The sequence below is a fragment of the Reinekea marina genome, from assembly GCF_030409715.1.
GTDB lineage: Bacteria > Pseudomonadota > Gammaproteobacteria > Pseudomonadales > Natronospirillaceae > Reinekea > Reinekea marina.
The window spans coordinates 315,082-330,382 of the sequence record NZ_JAUFQI010000001.1 but is presented as its reverse complement, the minus strand read 5'-3'; the positions used below and the strand labels follow the sequence as shown (position 1 = coordinate 330,382).

The 15,301-nt window shown below is 44.7% G+C and carries 20 protein-coding genes; 12 read left to right on the top strand and 8 right to left on the bottom strand.

The window, feature by feature from the left end; genetic code table 11:
• Positions 1–561, bottom strand: a complete 561-nt coding sequence (locus QWZ13_RS01825) for a hypothetical protein (RefSeq protein WP_290283440.1) — start codon at positions 559–561, stop codon at positions 1–3.
• On the opposite strand from QWZ13_RS01825, the gene QWZ13_RS01820 reads away from it, so the two are divergent.
• The 3 genes from QWZ13_RS01820 to glnK all read left to right on the top strand — a co-directional run bounded on the left by QWZ13_RS01820 (position 497) and on the right by glnK (position 3,567).
• Positions 497–2,344 carry an ATP-binding cassette domain-containing protein gene (locus QWZ13_RS01820; protein ID WP_353958964.1) on the top strand — a complete coding sequence of 616 codons (1,848 nt, stop codon included), beginning with the start codon at positions 497–499 and terminating at the stop codon, positions 2,342–2,344. The two genes, QWZ13_RS01825 and QWZ13_RS01820, sit on opposite strands and share 65 nt — an antisense overlap.
• Before the next feature lie 152 nt (positions 2,345–2,496).
• Positions 2,497–3,135 (top strand): ATP-dependent Clp protease proteolytic subunit, encoded by a 639-nt coding sequence (locus tag QWZ13_RS01815; protein ID WP_290280257.1) that lies wholly within the window; start codon positions 2,497–2,499, stop codon positions 3,133–3,135.
• Between the two features lie 93 nt (positions 3,136–3,228).
• Positions 3,229–3,567, top strand: coding sequence for a P-II family nitrogen regulator (gene glnK / locus QWZ13_RS01810; RefSeq protein WP_216000842.1), 339 nt, complete (start codon positions 3,229–3,231; stop codon positions 3,565–3,567).
• A 145-nt stretch (positions 3,568–3,712) separates the two neighbouring features.
• Here the strand turns inward: glnK and QWZ13_RS01805 are convergent, their stop codons facing one another.
• On the bottom strand, positions 3,713–4,063 hold the full coding sequence (locus QWZ13_RS01805) for a hypothetical protein (protein WP_290280255.1): 351 nt from the start codon (positions 4,061–4,063) through the stop codon (positions 3,713–3,715).
• A 62-nt stretch (positions 4,064–4,125) separates the two neighbouring features.
• Positions 4,126–5,136, bottom strand: a complete 1,011-nt coding sequence (gene pspF, locus QWZ13_RS01800; RefSeq protein WP_290280253.1) for a phage shock protein operon transcriptional activator — start codon at positions 5,134–5,136, stop codon at positions 4,126–4,128.
• 164 nt (positions 5,137–5,300) lie between these two features.
• Between pspF and QWZ13_RS01795 the strand changes: the two genes are divergently transcribed.
• The 7 genes from QWZ13_RS01795 (at position 5,301) to QWZ13_RS01765 (ending at position 8,949) form a co-directional block, all read left to right on the top strand.
• Positions 5,301–5,450, top strand: a complete 150-nt coding sequence (locus QWZ13_RS01795) for a hypothetical protein (RefSeq protein ID WP_216000839.1) — start codon at positions 5,301–5,303, stop codon at positions 5,448–5,450.
• A 40-nt stretch (positions 5,451–5,490) separates the two neighbouring features.
• Positions 5,491–6,159, top strand: coding sequence for a phage shock protein PspA (gene pspA, locus QWZ13_RS01790; RefSeq protein ID WP_216000838.1), 669 nt, complete (start codon positions 5,491–5,493; stop codon positions 6,157–6,159).
• A gap of 3 nt (positions 6,160–6,162) precedes the next feature.
• Positions 6,163–6,417: an envelope stress response membrane protein PspB gene (gene pspB / locus QWZ13_RS01785; RefSeq protein ID WP_216000837.1), complete on the top strand. Its 255-nt coding sequence runs from the start codon at positions 6,163–6,165 to the stop codon at positions 6,415–6,417.
• Positions 6,414–6,890: a PspC domain-containing protein gene (locus QWZ13_RS01780; protein WP_290280249.1), complete on the top strand. Its 477-nt coding sequence runs from the start codon at positions 6,414–6,416 to the stop codon at positions 6,888–6,890. The genes pspB and QWZ13_RS01780 overlap by 4 nt, the downstream gene beginning before the upstream one ends.
• A gap of 5 nt (positions 6,891–6,895) precedes the next feature.
• Positions 6,896–7,420: a hypothetical protein gene (locus tag QWZ13_RS01775; protein WP_290280247.1), complete on the top strand. Its 525-nt coding sequence runs from the start codon at positions 6,896–6,898 to the stop codon at positions 7,418–7,420.
• Positions 7,421–7,494: 74 nt separating this feature from the next.
• Positions 7,495–7,953 (top strand): hypothetical protein, encoded by a 459-nt coding sequence (locus QWZ13_RS01770; protein ID WP_216000834.1) that lies wholly within the window; start codon positions 7,495–7,497, stop codon positions 7,951–7,953.
• A 12-nt stretch (positions 7,954–7,965) separates the two neighbouring features.
• Positions 7,966–8,949, top strand: coding sequence for a Gfo/Idh/MocA family protein (locus QWZ13_RS01765; RefSeq protein WP_290280245.1), 984 nt, complete (start codon positions 7,966–7,968; stop codon positions 8,947–8,949).
• On the opposite strand, the gene glpX is transcribed toward QWZ13_RS01765, so the two are convergent.
• Positions 8,946–9,968: a class II fructose-bisphosphatase gene (glpX, locus tag QWZ13_RS01760; protein ID WP_216000832.1), complete on the bottom strand. Its 1,023-nt coding sequence runs from the start codon at positions 9,966–9,968 to the stop codon at positions 8,946–8,948. The genes QWZ13_RS01765 and glpX overlap by 4 nt on opposite strands.
• A 183-nt stretch (positions 9,969–10,151) precedes the next feature.
• On the opposite strand from glpX, the gene glgC reads away from it, so the two are divergent.
• Together glgC and QWZ13_RS01750 are read left to right on the top strand one after the other, a co-directional pair.
• Complete coding sequence (gene glgC / locus QWZ13_RS01755; RefSeq protein WP_353958963.1) at positions 10,152–11,486, top strand: glucose-1-phosphate adenylyltransferase; 1,335 nt, start codon at positions 10,152–10,154, stop codon at positions 11,484–11,486.
• Positions 11,487–11,558: 72 nt separating this feature from the next.
• Positions 11,559–12,359: a TatD family hydrolase gene (locus QWZ13_RS01750; RefSeq protein ID WP_290280242.1), complete on the top strand. Its 801-nt coding sequence runs from the start codon at positions 11,559–11,561 to the stop codon at positions 12,357–12,359.
• Here the strand turns inward: QWZ13_RS01750 and QWZ13_RS01745 are convergent.
• Genes QWZ13_RS01745 through QWZ13_RS01730 form a run of 4 tightly spaced genes read right to left on the bottom strand, consistent with a single transcriptional unit; the run spans position 12,356 to position 15,285 of the window.
• Positions 12,356–13,735, bottom strand: a complete 1,380-nt coding sequence (locus QWZ13_RS01745) for an MATE family efflux transporter (protein ID WP_290280241.1) — start codon at positions 13,733–13,735, stop codon at positions 12,356–12,358. The two genes, QWZ13_RS01750 and QWZ13_RS01745, sit on opposite strands and share 4 nt — an antisense overlap.
• Positions 13,732–14,511, bottom strand: a complete 780-nt coding sequence (locus tag QWZ13_RS01740) for a M48 family metallopeptidase (protein WP_290280240.1) — start codon at positions 14,509–14,511, stop codon at positions 13,732–13,734. Before QWZ13_RS01740 ends, QWZ13_RS01745 begins: the two co-directional genes overlap by 4 nt.
• Positions 14,508–15,056 (bottom strand): YbjQ family protein, encoded by a 549-nt coding sequence (locus tag QWZ13_RS01735; protein WP_290280239.1) that lies wholly within the window; start codon positions 15,054–15,056, stop codon positions 14,508–14,510. The genes QWZ13_RS01740 and QWZ13_RS01735 overlap by 4 nt, the downstream gene beginning before the upstream one ends.
• A complete protein-coding gene (locus tag QWZ13_RS01730; protein ID WP_252729042.1) occupies positions 14,965–15,285 on the bottom strand; it encodes a YbjQ family protein in 321 nt (106 codons plus the stop codon). The genes QWZ13_RS01735 and QWZ13_RS01730 overlap by 92 nt, the downstream gene beginning before the upstream one ends.
• Positions 15,286–15,301 lie beyond the last annotated feature (16 nt).

The following is a 15,301-nucleotide window of genomic DNA, read 5'->3' as shown; positions in this document are numbered from 1 at the left end:
TTAGGCTCCTTTTTTTGGGTTTAGACTTGCAATAAATGCCTTTAATGCCGATGCGTTTGCCACCGTGTAGTGGGCACAATATTGTTCGAATAAGAGAGAGTTGTCATGGTCAGATACGAGGCTTTCTGCGATTATGTCTAGATCTTGTTGTTCGCATCTTAATTCTATATCGAGAATGATATCTCTATAGGGTCGATATTCTGGTCGATCACGAAGTGTTCGGAGTTGTCCAATAATCACTCTTAACGACTGTAAATCAGGGTTCTGCCACCAGGGATGATCTGACTTCAATTGGTGATTTAAACAAAACCCTAGGGCAATGAGATCATTCACGCACAATTGTTCGGTGTTTTGGAAATTGAGAAAAGCCGCTTTATTTCCAGAATAAACATTATTAGCGTACTTCCACAATGGCTTAGCGTACGACACGTTGGTAAACTTCTGCCCCATGATAAAACTCTCTAATATTTCTTTACAACTTGGCGGTAAATCCTTATTGGATGATACCTCTGTCACGTTCAATACCGGTGAGCGCATTGCGGTAATTGGCGCAAATGGCACGGGCAAAACGACCTTGTTTAAGGTTTTGCAAAATGAACTGCAAGTCGATGCCGGAACGGTAGAAGTGCCTAAGCATTGGCGATTGTCGCACATGAAACAAGAGATTGCAGAGGTAGATCGCAGTGCTCTTGATTTTGTATTGGATGGTGACCAACCGTTACGACAATTGCAACGCGCACTGACCGAAGCTGAAAACAAACATGATGATGATGCAATGGCACAAGCGCTCGGTGCGCTCGATACCTATCATGCTTTCGAAAAGCAAAACCAGGCCGAACAGTTACTGGCGGGTTTAGGCTTTAACGTGAATGAATTTGCAAAGCCGGTTGGTGAATTCTCTGGTGGTTGGCGAGTTCGGCTAAACCTTGCACGCGCGTTAATGTGTCCTTCCGACTTATTATTATTAGATGAACCAACCAACCATTTAGATTTGCATACCTGCTATTGGTTGGAGCAATGGTTAAAACAGTATCCCGGAACGCTTTTACTGATATCCCATGACCGAGACTTTATGGATGGTGTCGCTACGCAGGTTGTGAGTTTCGAACAGCAAAAGTTAATCGGTTATCGAGGTAACTACAGCCAATACGAACGTCAAAAAGGTGAACGTTTAGCGCAGCAGCAACAAGCCTTTGATAAGCAGCAACAGCAAAAAGAACATTTAGAATCGTTTGTACGGCGCTTTAAAGCGAAAGCGTCAAAGGCGAAACAAGCGCAAAGCCGAGTAAAGATGCTCGAAAAACTAACGCTCACAGCGCCCGCCTCTATCAGTTATCAATACAATATTACGATCCCTACGGGTGGACGTGTTTCTGATCCTGTTGTCAGTTTAGATAACGTAGATTTAGGCTATGCAACAAACCAACCTATTTTGAAAAACGTGAACGTTTCTTTGCAACCCGGTTCACGCTTGGGGCTATTGGGCGTTAACGGTGCGGGTAAATCGACGTTAATTAAAGCCATCGTCGGCGATTTAATACCGCAGTCTGGGGAAGTTATTCGAGGGCATAATTTACGTATAGGCTATTTTGCGCAGCATCAATTGGAATCGCTTGATGAACAAGCCTCACCTTTTTTACATCTAAGACGTTTAGATGCCGATGCTTCAGATCAGGTGTTGAAAAATTTTGTTGGACGATTTGGGTTCTCAGGTGAACGGGCGGATGAAGCCATCGTGAATTTCTCAGGAGGCGAAAAAGCACGCGTCGCTTTAGCAATGATTGCTTGGCAAAAACCTAATTTGCTCTTGCTGGATGAACCGACTAACCACCTTGACTTAGAAATGCGAGAATCGCTGAACATTGCGTTACAAGAATACGATGGCGCGGTTATATTGGTTTCACACGATCGTTACATGCTTAATTCAACCGCTGATGAGTTCTGGTGGGTTCGCAATGGACAAGTAGAACAATACGAAGGTGATTTAGAAGACTACTTTCAAGCTCTGCTGAAAGCGCCTAACGCGGTGCCGGCAAGCGCGGATCAAGGTGCAGACCTAGTCAATGATAAAAAAGCGCAACGCCAAGCAAGAGCCGCTGAACGTGAAAAATTAAAACCTTTATTATCTGCATTCAAAAAAGCCGAAGCCCGTTTAGACAAAGCGCAACAAAAGTTGGTGGAGGTTGAAACTCAATTGGCTGACCCAACCCTATATGAAGCCGACAATAAATCTAAGCTACAGCCTCTCTTAAAAGAGCAAGGCCAATTAAAGACAGAAGTTGAAGCGGTAGAATTAGAATGGCTCGATCTGTCAGAGCAAATTGAGCAAGCGCAAGCCAGTTAATATTTTAATGCACAGTATCTGTGGATAACTCTTGGGATAACCTCTGTGCATAAGTGGCTAAGCTAGAGCCGCTGGTGGCTGGCATCGAATGCCGTTAAAGTAATCAGAAATACAGGTAATTCAATAACTTAGCGCGAAATTGAAAAAGAAAGTTGATTCATTCCGTTGCTAAACTAAATCATTGGTCGAACACGCGCTATACTGTGGTGATTGATTCAAAGGAGAGTATTGTGAAAGACGAAGAAAAATCATTAGATCCTGTAGGAGAACGCCTATTCTCGGGTCGCAAGGTGTTAATTGTTGAAGAAATTAACCAAAAAATGGCAAAGCGCGTTACCGCTCAATTGTTGGCGCTGGCTGAAGAATCCAATGATGACATCGTTTTGTTTATCAACAGCCAAGGTGGTCATGTTGAAGCCGGTGATACCATCCACGATGTGATTCAATTTATTGAGCCTAAAGTTAAAGTTGTGGGTACAGGGTATGTGGCGAGTGCGGGCACGCATATCTTTTTAGCGGCCGATAAAGAAGACCGCTTTTGTTTACCGAACACTCGATTTTTGATTCATCAACCCTCTGGCGGAGTCGGTGGTCAGGCGAGTGATATCGCAATTCAGGCCGAGCAAATTATAAGAATGCGTGAACGGTTAGCTCGTACCATCTCTGATACCACTGGGCAGCCCATTGAGCGCGTACGCTTAGACATTGAGCGTGATAACTGGATGACAACACAAGAAGCTATTGAATACGGTATTGTGAGTAAAGTCATTAAATCCAGCCGTGAGCTTTAGAGGTTATACCTCGTTAACCTGGTCTTGATATTACAAGGCCAGCCTCAGTAAACTGTTGAGGTTGAACAGATAACAATTACAAAGGAATACTCTATGAAGCTGGTGACTGCAATCATCAAACCATTCAAGCTCGATGACGTAAGAGAAGCGTTGTCGGAAGTGGGTGTCCAAGGCATCACTGTGACAGAAGTTAAAGGGTTTGGGCGCCAAAAAGGTCATACCGAACTGTACCGTGGTGCAGAGTACGTGGTAGATTTTTTGCCAAAAATCAAATTGGAAATCGCCATTGATGATGAAAAAGTGGAAGCCGTGATCGACGCGATTTCACGAGCAGCAGCCACCGGTAAAATAGGCGATGGCAAAATATTTGTGTCACCCCTTGAGCAAGTCATCCGTATCCGAACCGGTGAAACGGGTTCTGAAGCCGTATAAAACCAGTTTTGTGTTTTAAAGCGGCAAATAAAAAAGCCACGACGTTTAGTTCGTGGCTTTTTTTGGCAACTTAAAAGACGATAGCCGACATTTGGCGCTATATCTAGCTAAATAAGGCTGTTCACATGCGAGTCACAAGAATCATTTAAGTTGCGTCCGGTGCAAGCGAATTACCGAATCGTTTCATCACGGCTAGTTTTACGGTTCTGACGAATAAGCTGGTTGCGATGGCAAAAAGATAGCCGGCTAAGTAGACCGGAGCCGTTACTCTAACCACCTCTCCGTAACTCATGTATTCGCGTACAAGTGTCAGTGCAATCCCTATCGCAAACCCTGTAATCACATGGCGTTGCCCACCTTTGAATAGCAGCCCGGTGATTAAACCAATGGCGGCGAGCACCATCCAAACTTGATATGGCGAAGACAGTAGCATCCCAGCAAAGATAAGACTGATTAACGTTAATATAACGGTCGTAAATAATTGTTGATTGGCCATAACACTCACTTTTTTCTTTCAGTAAGCGCTTTTACGGGAGTCATGTCTATTCGACTTTGGTGTCAACCGGCTTTATCTTTTCCGATTAAGCCGTGCTTTCTCAACTGACTGCGAAATTGGTGGTAAGTGAGACCCAATACGTCTGCAGCTTTGCCCTGATGTTGGTCATTTTTATCGAGCGCCTGAGTTAATAAAGAAACCTCTAAGCGGGCTACTTGCTCACTGAATCCCAACGTAGGGTCTAGTGATTCAGTTTTACTGGTAGACGATTGTAGATGATTAGAGCTAGGTTTCCATGGGGATTCAAATGGATCAACAACCAAATGGTTGATTTCTTCAAGTGGGTTACCCCACCGGTAAACGCTTCGCTCGACAATATTTTTAAGCTCTCGAACGTTGCCATAAAATGGTAAGGCTCTGAGTTCGTCCTGAACATCAAGCGAGAACCCTGGAAACACTTCCCAGCCCAATTCGGTACTCATCGATACCGCAAAATGTTCCGCCAGCCGTAAAATATCATTCTCGCGAGAACGCAGTGGCGGGATGGTAATAACATCAAAGGCTAATCGATCGAGCAAGTCTTCACGAAATTTCCCATTGCGTGCAAGCTCGGGCAAGTGTTCATTGGTGGCCGCAATTATGCGTACGTTCACTTTCAACGTCTTTTGTCCGCCTAATCGCTCAAACTCACCATACTCGATTACCCTGAGAAGTTTTTCTTGTAACTGAGCGGACATATTACCGAGCTCATCTAAAAATAATGTGCCTTCGTCTGCGCGTTCAAAGCGCCCTTTGTGTATCTTATTGGCGCCGGTAAAAGCCCCTGGTTCGTATCCAAATAAGTCAGCATCCAATAAGGTTTCGCTGATAGCGCCGCAGTTTACTTTTAAAATGGGCGCATCCCATCGTGTCGATAGAAAGTGCAATCGTTCGGCAATGAGTTCTTTGCCGGTACCACGCTCTCCGACAACCAGAACGGGCCTATTTAGCGGCGCGACCTGTGATACTTGGTCAAAGACATCCGATAATGCTGAGCTTTCACCAATCATACGTTGTGTTTGGTTACGATCCATTTTTATAGTTACATTTGGCTGATTTCGCTAAATAACTTAGCCTAAATGATCAAATTTAAGCAATAGCCAAAAGTCAGATGTTAGAAAAGTCCTTTAAAAACAACAACTTAAAAGTTGGCACGCATTGTGATAATGCAAAATAAGAATAAAATGGAGGACTCAACATGGAATTAACCGAGCGAACACCGCTTTATTTAGGTCTTATTACACTGAGCAGCGCATTAGCCTCAGTCACGTTTTTATGGGCTGGCTTATTAAGTTTTGGAGTTTCAGCCTTGATTTTGGAAGCCGTTAATCGAATTTTTAATCGATAGAAATAAACCTTTATCGACACGTTTTATCAGGAGAAAAAAGATGGGAATATTTTCAAGACTTAGCGATATCATAAACAGCAACCTCAACTCGTTATTAGATCGAGCGGAAGATCCTGAAAAAATGATTCGCTTGATAATTCAAGAAATGGAAGAAACTTTAGTTGAAGTACGCTCAAGCTCTGCACGCGTCATCGCTGACAAAAAAGATGCCGAACGTCGCTTAAATCGCTTAAAATCAGAAGCGCTCGATTGGGAGTCTAAAGCACGATTAGCCTTAGATAAAAACCGAGAAGACCTTGCCCGCGCTGCAATTGCTGAAAAGCAATCGATCGATGACGAAGTCATCATGGTCGAAAAGGAATTTGATTCACTAGACGATCATTTGGCCCATTTATCGGAAGAAATCGCTCAATTACAACAAAAATTGAACGATGCGAAAGCCAAACAGAAAGGCTTGTTAATGCGACAAAAGACGGTTTCTACTCGTATGCGCACACGTGGCCAATTAAGTCGTGAGCAGCTGACGGATGCATTTGAGAAGTTCGAGCATTATGAGCGTCGAATGGATACAATGGAAAGCCAAATAGAAGCCGATGATTTAGGCCGGGATGCCAAAGTAGATCTAAAAACTGAAATCGATTCATTAGCCAAAGACGATGCCGTTAATGAGGCTCTTGAGAAGCTCCGTAAGGATATGAAGCAGGACTAAACCATGCAATTTTTTGACTTTATTTTTGTACCGACCATCTTATTCTTGGTCATTGTGATGCCACTTTGGCTGATAATGCATTATCGGTACAAGAGCAAAAACAGCCGTGGCTTAACGGAATCCGATCAGGCGGTTTTAGATGATTTATTGCGAACTTTGGATAAACTAACCGACCGCATGGAAACATTAGAATCTATTCTCGATGCGCGCAGTCCTCAGTGGCGGCGTGAATCTTCAAGAAGAGAGGATAAACGATGAATCGTCAGCGCAATACTTATCAAGATCCTGCTGAGGCCGTTCAAACCTGGTGGGCTCGCCGTAAAGACGGCTATGGCATGAACATGTATCGCAACATGGACAATAAAAAGCTCGCAGGAGTTTGCGCCGGCCTCGCCGATCATTTTAATGTGGAACCGTGGGTGATGAGATTAGCGGCATTCGGTGGTTTTCTGTTTTTTAACACCTTGATGTTTTTCGCTTATATCGGCGCTTGGATAGCCATGGCTCAGCGTCCAAAGCATGGCACGATAAGCACTCATTACCGATACGACGAGCACTTGCACGAAGACCGTCCAATTAATATGTTCCGTTATAGGAGCAACCCCACCGAACGGTTATCGCTCGCAAAAGAAAGACTGGATGCCATTGTTGAGCGTACCAGCCGAATGGAATCCTATGTGACTTCGCGACGCTTTGAACTCGATAAAGAATTCTCCAAAATACAAGATTAGGTGATATGACTCAGGTACTGGATCGCTTACCGCGACTTCTTAAAGAACCCACAGGATGGGTTCTCATTGTGTTAACGGCTGGTTTTTTCTATATGCAGTGGCCAACTCGCGGCGTAACCGTTGAAGAGCCCACCTATGTCACCCAACAGATCAGCCCTAACCTTTCTCTTCAATGGGAAGATGAGCCGGATCAGGTAGCCAACCAGCCAACAACATGGGTGCTCGATAGAAAGCGAATGCTGTTTATGGTGCAAACCGATACCTTAGCAAAGCCATTCGATGAATTCGTTCGTGATCTCATGGTCCAAGACCAACAAGTAGGCGCCGGTGATATTAAAGTACCGCTAGCCACCACAGAGCAAAGCGCGAGTTACACGCTGTATGATGCGGAAAACCGTACCCAAGAACACCGTATTTTTTTAGACGGTGATCAATGGGTGAAAATCTCAATGATGTATAAACCCTCGATGGAAACACGCGTGGATCGGGCAAAAATCTTTTTAGATCGCATTCGTTGGCAAGGCCGGTAAAGATTGGCTTTAAAAAGTCACGCCAATCTAGTGAATTGCGCTAAACTGTAAAAAACTCAGTTCATTGGTCGTGTATGAAACCCAACCCGTTTGCAAATTTGCCGGTGCCGCCCGCATTGGTCTATTTGTTACATCAGCTCGATGCTCATGGCATTGGCTATCTGATGTACGGTGAAGTGTCTGATGCTCAAATGGTATTTGTTGATATAGAGTACCAAGTGGCCAGTTCATTACACGCAGAAGATTTTGGTGGTCAATGGTCGTTAGTAAGCCCTCACTTTATTGCTGAGCGAGCCTTGCAAGAGGGTGCACAAGACCCAATAAGCAATGAAACGCAAATGCCAGAAGCGGCCGTCATTGCTTACGGTGGGCAAGAAGCCGCAACACCGGAGCAATTTCAAGCTCTGTGTGAGCAAGTCCGCTACCTTCGACATAAATCGCCTTCACGACTGGTCTATCACAGTAATCAGCCACCCAATCCTATGGACATTCAGCAGTTGATCGCGAAAATTAAAAAATCAATTTCACAATAAAATGGAGAGTCTATGACAACTTGGGGTGTCGCAGGGACAGGCGGAATGGCGAGCTTATTTTTAGATGATGCTTCAAAGCTCACCTCTGGTCATTTTAATGCGGTGTATTCAGGGTCTCTTTCTCGCGCAACAGCGTTTGCTCAACAGCATAAGTTAGACCATGCCTACGATGATTATAATGCGTTTGTAGAAAACCCCGATCTAGATGTCATCTACATTGCCGGGGTGCATACCACGCACGCCGACCTAGCTATTCGTGCGTTGCAGGCTAAAAAGCATGTTCTGATTGAAAAGCCGATGACGCTTAATGTCACACAAGCTCAACAGATTATAGCCGCCGCAAAAAAGGCGAATCGCTTTTGTGCTGAAGCGTTATGGACTCGTTTTACGCCTACATTAGAATCCGTAATAAGTGACATATCTTCTGGTAAAATCGGCGAAATTAGGCATATTTCGGCGAATTTTGGCTTTAGAGTCGATTTAGAGGATCATCAACAACGGTTGTTAAACCCACAGTTAGCCGGCGGGGCCTTGCTTGATATTGGCCTATACCCGCTGCTATTGCCGTTGTTTTTACTAGGCCAACCTACCGAAATTAAGGCCAATGTTGAGTTTTCAGAGAGCCAAGTAGATTTGGCGTCGGATCTGATACTAACTTATCCACAGGGTGTGAGTGCGCAGCTCAGTTATAGACTGGATGCCTATTTGCCGAATAAGGCTTTCATTGCTGGCACCAAGGGCTATGTTGAATTAGAAGCGCCTTGGTTTGCCAGTAACAGGGCTGACTGGTGCATGGCAGACCAACCCATAGAATCGCAATACTTTGCTCTTACAAACCGTGGTTGGGGTTATGAGTTTGACGAAGTGAACCGCTGTATTGCGGCTGGCTTATTGGAATCGCCTAAGCACAGCTGGCAAGATGCGCTGAGCTTAGCGACATTGTTAGAGCGTATTCGTTCAGAATACGGCCCTATTTATCCGTTTGAGCAGCCTTAGGTATTTTTAGCTAAGATTACTTCTTTGATGTCGTCATCTTTTCGGTCCAAGAAGTGCGTAGATTGGATTTTTCGAACCGTTCGGCTTTTGCCGCGAATCAACAACGTCTCGGTTGTGGCTAAGTTACCCTTTCGAAGTATGCCTTCAAGTAAGTCACCCTTGGTAATGCCTGTTGCCGAAAAAACAATATTGTCTGATCGAACCATGTCTTCTAATTTGAAGATAACATTAGGCTCAACCCCCATCTCTTGGCAGCGACGTTTTTCATCTTCCGCTAGGGCCACAGTTTCTGGATCATTGCCTTTCGCTTCGGTCCGAAGCACTAATCGACCTTGCATGTCACCGCCCAATGCGCGAATGACCGCTGCTGAAATCACGCCCTCAGGCGCACCACCAACACAATACATCATGTCGACTTCGCTCTCTGGCATGCAGGTTAAAATACTTGCAGCGACATCACCGTCGGGTAATGCAAACACTCGAGCGCCCATTTGTTGAATCATTGCGATGGCGTCATCGTGTCTTGGTTTAGCCAGAGTAACGACCACTAGATCTTCGAGTTTTTTGTTTAAAGCTCTCGCAACCAGTTTTATGTTTTGCTCAAGAGGCAAAGTTAAATCGATGAAGCCCTTTGCTTCGGGTCCAACAACTAACTTTTCCATGTACATGTCAGGAGCTTTTAAAAAAGCACCCTTTTCTCCCACGGCCATAACAGCGACAGCATTTGATTGCCCCATGGCAGTCATTCGTGTCCCTTCAATTGGGTCTACAGCAATGTCACAAGCGTCGCCTCGACCCGTGCCAACTTTTTCACCAATATACAACATGGGCGCTTCATCAATTTCACCTTCACCAATCACAATCTCACCGTCGAACTCAACTTTATTGAGCATTGAGCGCATGACTTCAACCGCCGCGCCATCGGCTTTATTTTTATCGCCACGTCCTAACCAGTTGTATCCGGCTAAAGCGGCGGCTTCAGTTACTCGAGAAAAATTGAACGCTAGGTCACGTCGCATGGGAAATATCCTGAATAAATTTTGCGCGCATTCTACCTTGTTGATAGGCTGACGACCACGCTCAAACTCTTTAAATCCGTAAACAACGTTAATTAAAGTCAGGAATAGGTTTTAAAATTTTTGAGAGTCGCTATATTTTAAGTGATGGCGTAAAAAAAAGTATAAAACCCCATTTGATTCTGATTGAATGGTCAACAAACTAACGAAGACAATGTTTTAATGAGCATTGCTTTACGGAAGGAGTCCATGATGATCGATCAAAATTCTCGGTATGTGAGTCGGCTAACGAAAGACACATTTGCGTTAGTTCTAGCCGGTGGGCGCGGATCTCGCCTAAAAGAATTGACCAATTGGCGCGCCAAGCCTGCCCTCTATTTTGGCGGTAAGTATCGCATCATCGATTTTCCACTTTCCAATTGCATTAACTCAGGCATTCGCCGAGTGGGCGTGCTCACGCAATATAAAGCGCACTCATTGGTTCGCCATTTAGTTCATGGTTGGACTCACTTTAAAAAAGAGCTGGGCGAGTTTGTTGAAATTTTACCGGCTTCACAGCGCTATTCTGAAGATTGGTATTTAGGAACGGCAGATGCAATCTATCAAAACTTAGACATTATTCGAGCAGAACGACCAAAGTACGTTTTGGTTTTATCCGGTGATCACATTTACAAAATGGATTACGGCGCCATGTTGGTCGCCCATGTCGAAAGTGGCGCTCAAATGACAGTATCTTGTTTGGAAGTTCCAATAGAAGAAGCCGCTGGTGCATTTGGCGTGATGAAGGTCGACGAAACCAATCGAATTGTGGGTTTCGAAGAAAAGCCCGAACAACCCTCACCCATTCCTGGCCAGCCCGATTTAACGCTCGCCTCAATGGGAAATTATATTTTTAACACTGACTTTTTGTTTGAGCAACTGCAAATAGATGCGCAAACGGAAGGTTCATCGCATGATTTTGGCAACGACATTATTCCTAAGGTTGTCGATCATCATCATGTGCAGGCATTCCCTTTCAGAAATTTAGAAACAGGTGAGCGTGCCTATTGGCGAGACGTAGGAACGCTTGATTCTTTCTGGGAGGCTAATATGGAACTGGTCTCTACAACACCTTCTTTAGATATGTATGATCCGGACTGGCCAATTTGGACAGCACAAACCCAACTGCCGCCGGCTAAGTTTGTGTTTAATTCTGAGGAACGTCGAGGTATGGCTGTAGACTCAATGGTATCGGGTGGCTGCATTATTTCTGGCGCGCACATCGAGCGATCTTTGTTGTTTTCAGAAGTAAGAGTCCATTCGTTTAGCTCTATAGAAAGCACCGTGATACTGCCAAAAGTCGATATCGGAAGGAATTGTAAAATTAAAAATGCCATCATCGATCGTGGATGCACTGTGCCAGATAACACCGTGATCGGTTTCGACACTGAGCAAGATAAAAAGAATGGCTTTAGAGTGTCTGAAAAAGGCATCGTTTTGGTCACACGGGGTATGTTGGGGCAGCCAGAGGGGTATGCATAAAATCAGTACTTTGGTTGATGCGGCATTGCCTTGCGCCTACACTAGCGTGCTTCATTTTTCATTGAGCAAGCCATGAGTAAGAAACGCGAGATACCAGTTTTTAACCAGCCTATTATCGAAACCCATTGCCATCTTGATTATCTCAAAGATTCTGAGTTAAACGAGGTGGTTTGTGATGCCCAGGCCATTGGCGTTGAAAAAATTGTGACCATTGCGGTGTCACCCGATAACCTTAGCACTGTCCGTAGTTTAACCCAGCATGACATTATTTTTGGCACCCAAGGTGTTCACCCTCATGATGCTGAGAAGTTTACCCCCGAAACGGCGCAAGAGATACGAGAGTACGGCAAGGCCGATAAAATAGTTGCGATTGGTGAAATTGGGTTAGATTACTTTTATGATCATGCCGACAGAGCTGTGCAGCGTAAGGTGTTCGAAGAGCAATTGGCTATAGCCGTAGAGCTGAATCAGCCCATTGTTGTGCACACGCGTGAAGCCGATGCCGATACTCAAGCCATCTTGAAAAATTTCGCGCCTCAATTAAAACGCAAGGGCGTTATTCACAGCTTTACCTCGGGGTTACCACTGGCTGAATTTTGTTTAGAGCAAGGTTTTATGCTTGGCTTTAACGGCATCATAACCTTTAATAAAGCCGAGAACGTGCGCGATGTGCTACGAGCAACACCAATAGAGCAGCTTGTCGTGGAAACTGATGCCCCTTATTTAACACCGGTTCCGTATCGGGGTAAGCAAAACGAATCAAAATACCTACCGTTCATCATAGAAAAAATTGCTGAAGTTAAAGAGCTTACTGTTGAGCAGGTTCTTCAATACAGCTACGCCAATTCAAATCGATTGTTTGATTTTACTTAAACCATGCCATCGCTTAGCTTAGGTGCCGTTTGTTGCAAGACTTTCGAAGGGCGATGCCTCATTAAATAAAATAGCGCGAGCGCGAATGTGAGCGCTTCTCCTAAGGCTAGGGCATAAATGAACCGGTAATCATCAATTAAGAAGTAAAGTGTCACAAGCAATGTTGCAGGCAGTAATAAGCTTCTACTGAGTGCTACAACGCCAGATTGGAAAGCCAAATGAACTGAAGTTAAATAGCCAGAAATCAGCATGTTAAAGCCGGCAAACAAGAACAGTGGCCAAACATAATGAATAAATTCATTGGCCAGCCCTAGCGCTAAGTCACTGTTTTGATCTGATAAGAAAATTAAAATAAGTGGCTCATTAAAAAACAACAGCAACGAGATACAAATGGCACTGATCGCCAAAACATTCGCGGCGGCGACATAGAAAAAGGCGTTCATGCGCTTGCCGTTTCTAGCCCCAAAGTTTTGACTCATCATCACCTGGCTGGTGTCGCCAATGGCAAAAAACACCATAAAGCCCATCATCATTAAATAGTTCATGACGGTCATGGCCGCCACACCATCAACACCGGCGCGATGAATCAGCATTAAGTTAAACAAAAATGCGATGATGCCGCCTGAGATCTCATTAATAAACTCAGAAATTCCGTTATAGGCTGCTTGAATCACTTCGTACCAGTTTGATTGTTTTATTGAAAATCTCAGCTTTCGTTGCTTAGTAAAGAAGTAGCCGAGTAATACCAATAAAGGGAACATCTGTGATAAGCCTGTTGCCCAAGCGGCTCCTGAAATGCCCCATTGAAAGTGCGCAATAAACAAATAATCCAATGCAATATTGATGACCGAGCCCACGACGAGTGCCGCGGCCGTCAAGGAAGGGTAACCGTCGAGTCGTATAAAAAAATACAAAACAATGGTACCCAATTGAGCAAAGAAAAACGGCATAACAACGCGATAGTATTCGCTCATTAACCTCATTAAGTCGGCATCGGCACCCAAAAGTCGAAACAACTGGCGCTCAAAGATGAGCCCTAAGGCGATTACCACAGTGGCGTAAATAAGGACGGCAATCAGTGTTTTACTAAAAATCGCCGAGGCCGCCGCGGGGTTCTTTTCACCTAGAAACTTCCCCGCTCTTACAGACCCTCCGATCGATAGCATGAGGCCAACACCGAACAACAGCGATAAAATTGGGATAATTAAATTCACCGCAGCCAGTGCAGGCACACCAATAAAGTTACCAATAAAGATGCCATCGACCAGAGAAGCGGATGTCATGGCCAGCAGACCAACGATTGAAGGCAGCAAGTACCGATAAAAGGTTAGATTGATGGGGCCATCTAACGCGTGGGTGTTTTCTTGGTCGCTCATTGAGTTGGTGTTTCCGTGGTCATGGCGCGAATAGCGTCTATTCGAGCTTGAGGGTGTGGGTGGCTAGAAAATATAACCGGAACATCTTGGTGATCGCTTTCTAACAATTTCACAAACAATTCTTCAGCGCCGTTAATTTCACTGTAAATGGCTTTAAGGGCATTTAAAGCGGCTTGATCGGCGGCTTTCTCTTGCGCTCGACTGTGGTTTAAAAAAATCATTTGATTGCCAACCGAAATCAAACCATTGGCTTGCGCAAAGTTTTCATTCCCGGTGATGATTGCGGTTGCTAAACTGATCCCTAACATGCCTGATGCCGCCTGAATGGGGTCTCGATTCAATATATGAGCGGCTTCATGGGCAATCACCATGTCTAATCCAATATCTGAATCAATAGACTCGAGTAGGCCGGTTAGTATAAAAATGTGGCCCCCTAGCGTAGCAAAAGCGTTCACCTCTGGGCTCTCGATGAGGTGGATTTGAATCCCTGCTTCGCCGTGATAACCCATAACAGCTAGTATTCTATCTAAACGAACTTGCAGATTAGCTTGTTGATCAGAGTCTTTTACCATCGAAGCGACTATGGGGTCGGCAATACGTTTCTCCCAGCTCAGCGGTACAAATTGCACTAAGAACGTAAGAGACATCCATAGAGCTAGAGCGACTAAAGTGAAAATAACCGCCACACCAAACGATAACATCAACAGGTCTTTGATGGGGTGGCTCTTGCTGACATTGATCCCTTCTGGAATGCGAGGGTTCTCGTTAGGCATCATTCTGTTATTAACGCCGTTCCATAAGCTAACACTTCAATACTGCCAATTCGGTCTTTTGCACCCTTTGAGATTGAGCTGGTTTCAAATTTGATATTATAAACTTGAGTAGAATGATAAAAATCGGCCTGGGCTTGTAAGCGTAATATGGCTTCGCGTCGGGCTCTGTCTAACAGGCTTTCGTAGCTGGTTAATCGCCCACCGACTAGCATTCTAAGTGTCGCTACGAAACGCTTAAAGTAATCGACGGAGATAACAACACTGCCGGTAACCAGCACCGTGCGGCGAACATTTGGCACAAAAGGGAAACGTTGGGCGATAACAACAATGTTTCGATAGCGTTCTTCTCGTTCTTGGATCGATTTATAATGTCGCCGTTCAGCAAGGCTCCCGAAGATATATCCCAGCACCATAAAAACGATAAAGCTGCCCAGAGTAAAATAAAAGTCCATCCTCTTACTCCACGATAACGGCAGACCCGTAGACAAATATTTCAGACGCGCCTTGAGCGACCGAAGAAGTCGAGAACCGAATATTAATAATGGCATTTGCGCCTAACGCTTCGGCTTGCTGTTTTATGCGCAGTAGAGCTTCTTCTCGAGAGTCTTCTAATAGCTCCGTGTAACCTTTTAACTCTCCACCAAAGACGTTTTTAAAGCCAGCCATAATGTCACGCCCAACATGTTTCGCACGCACTGTACTGCCCTGTACCAACCCTAAATGCTGAACGATTTTCTTACCAGGTACTAGCTCAAGATTACTTATTAACACAGTCATTCCCTTTTAATGGCGT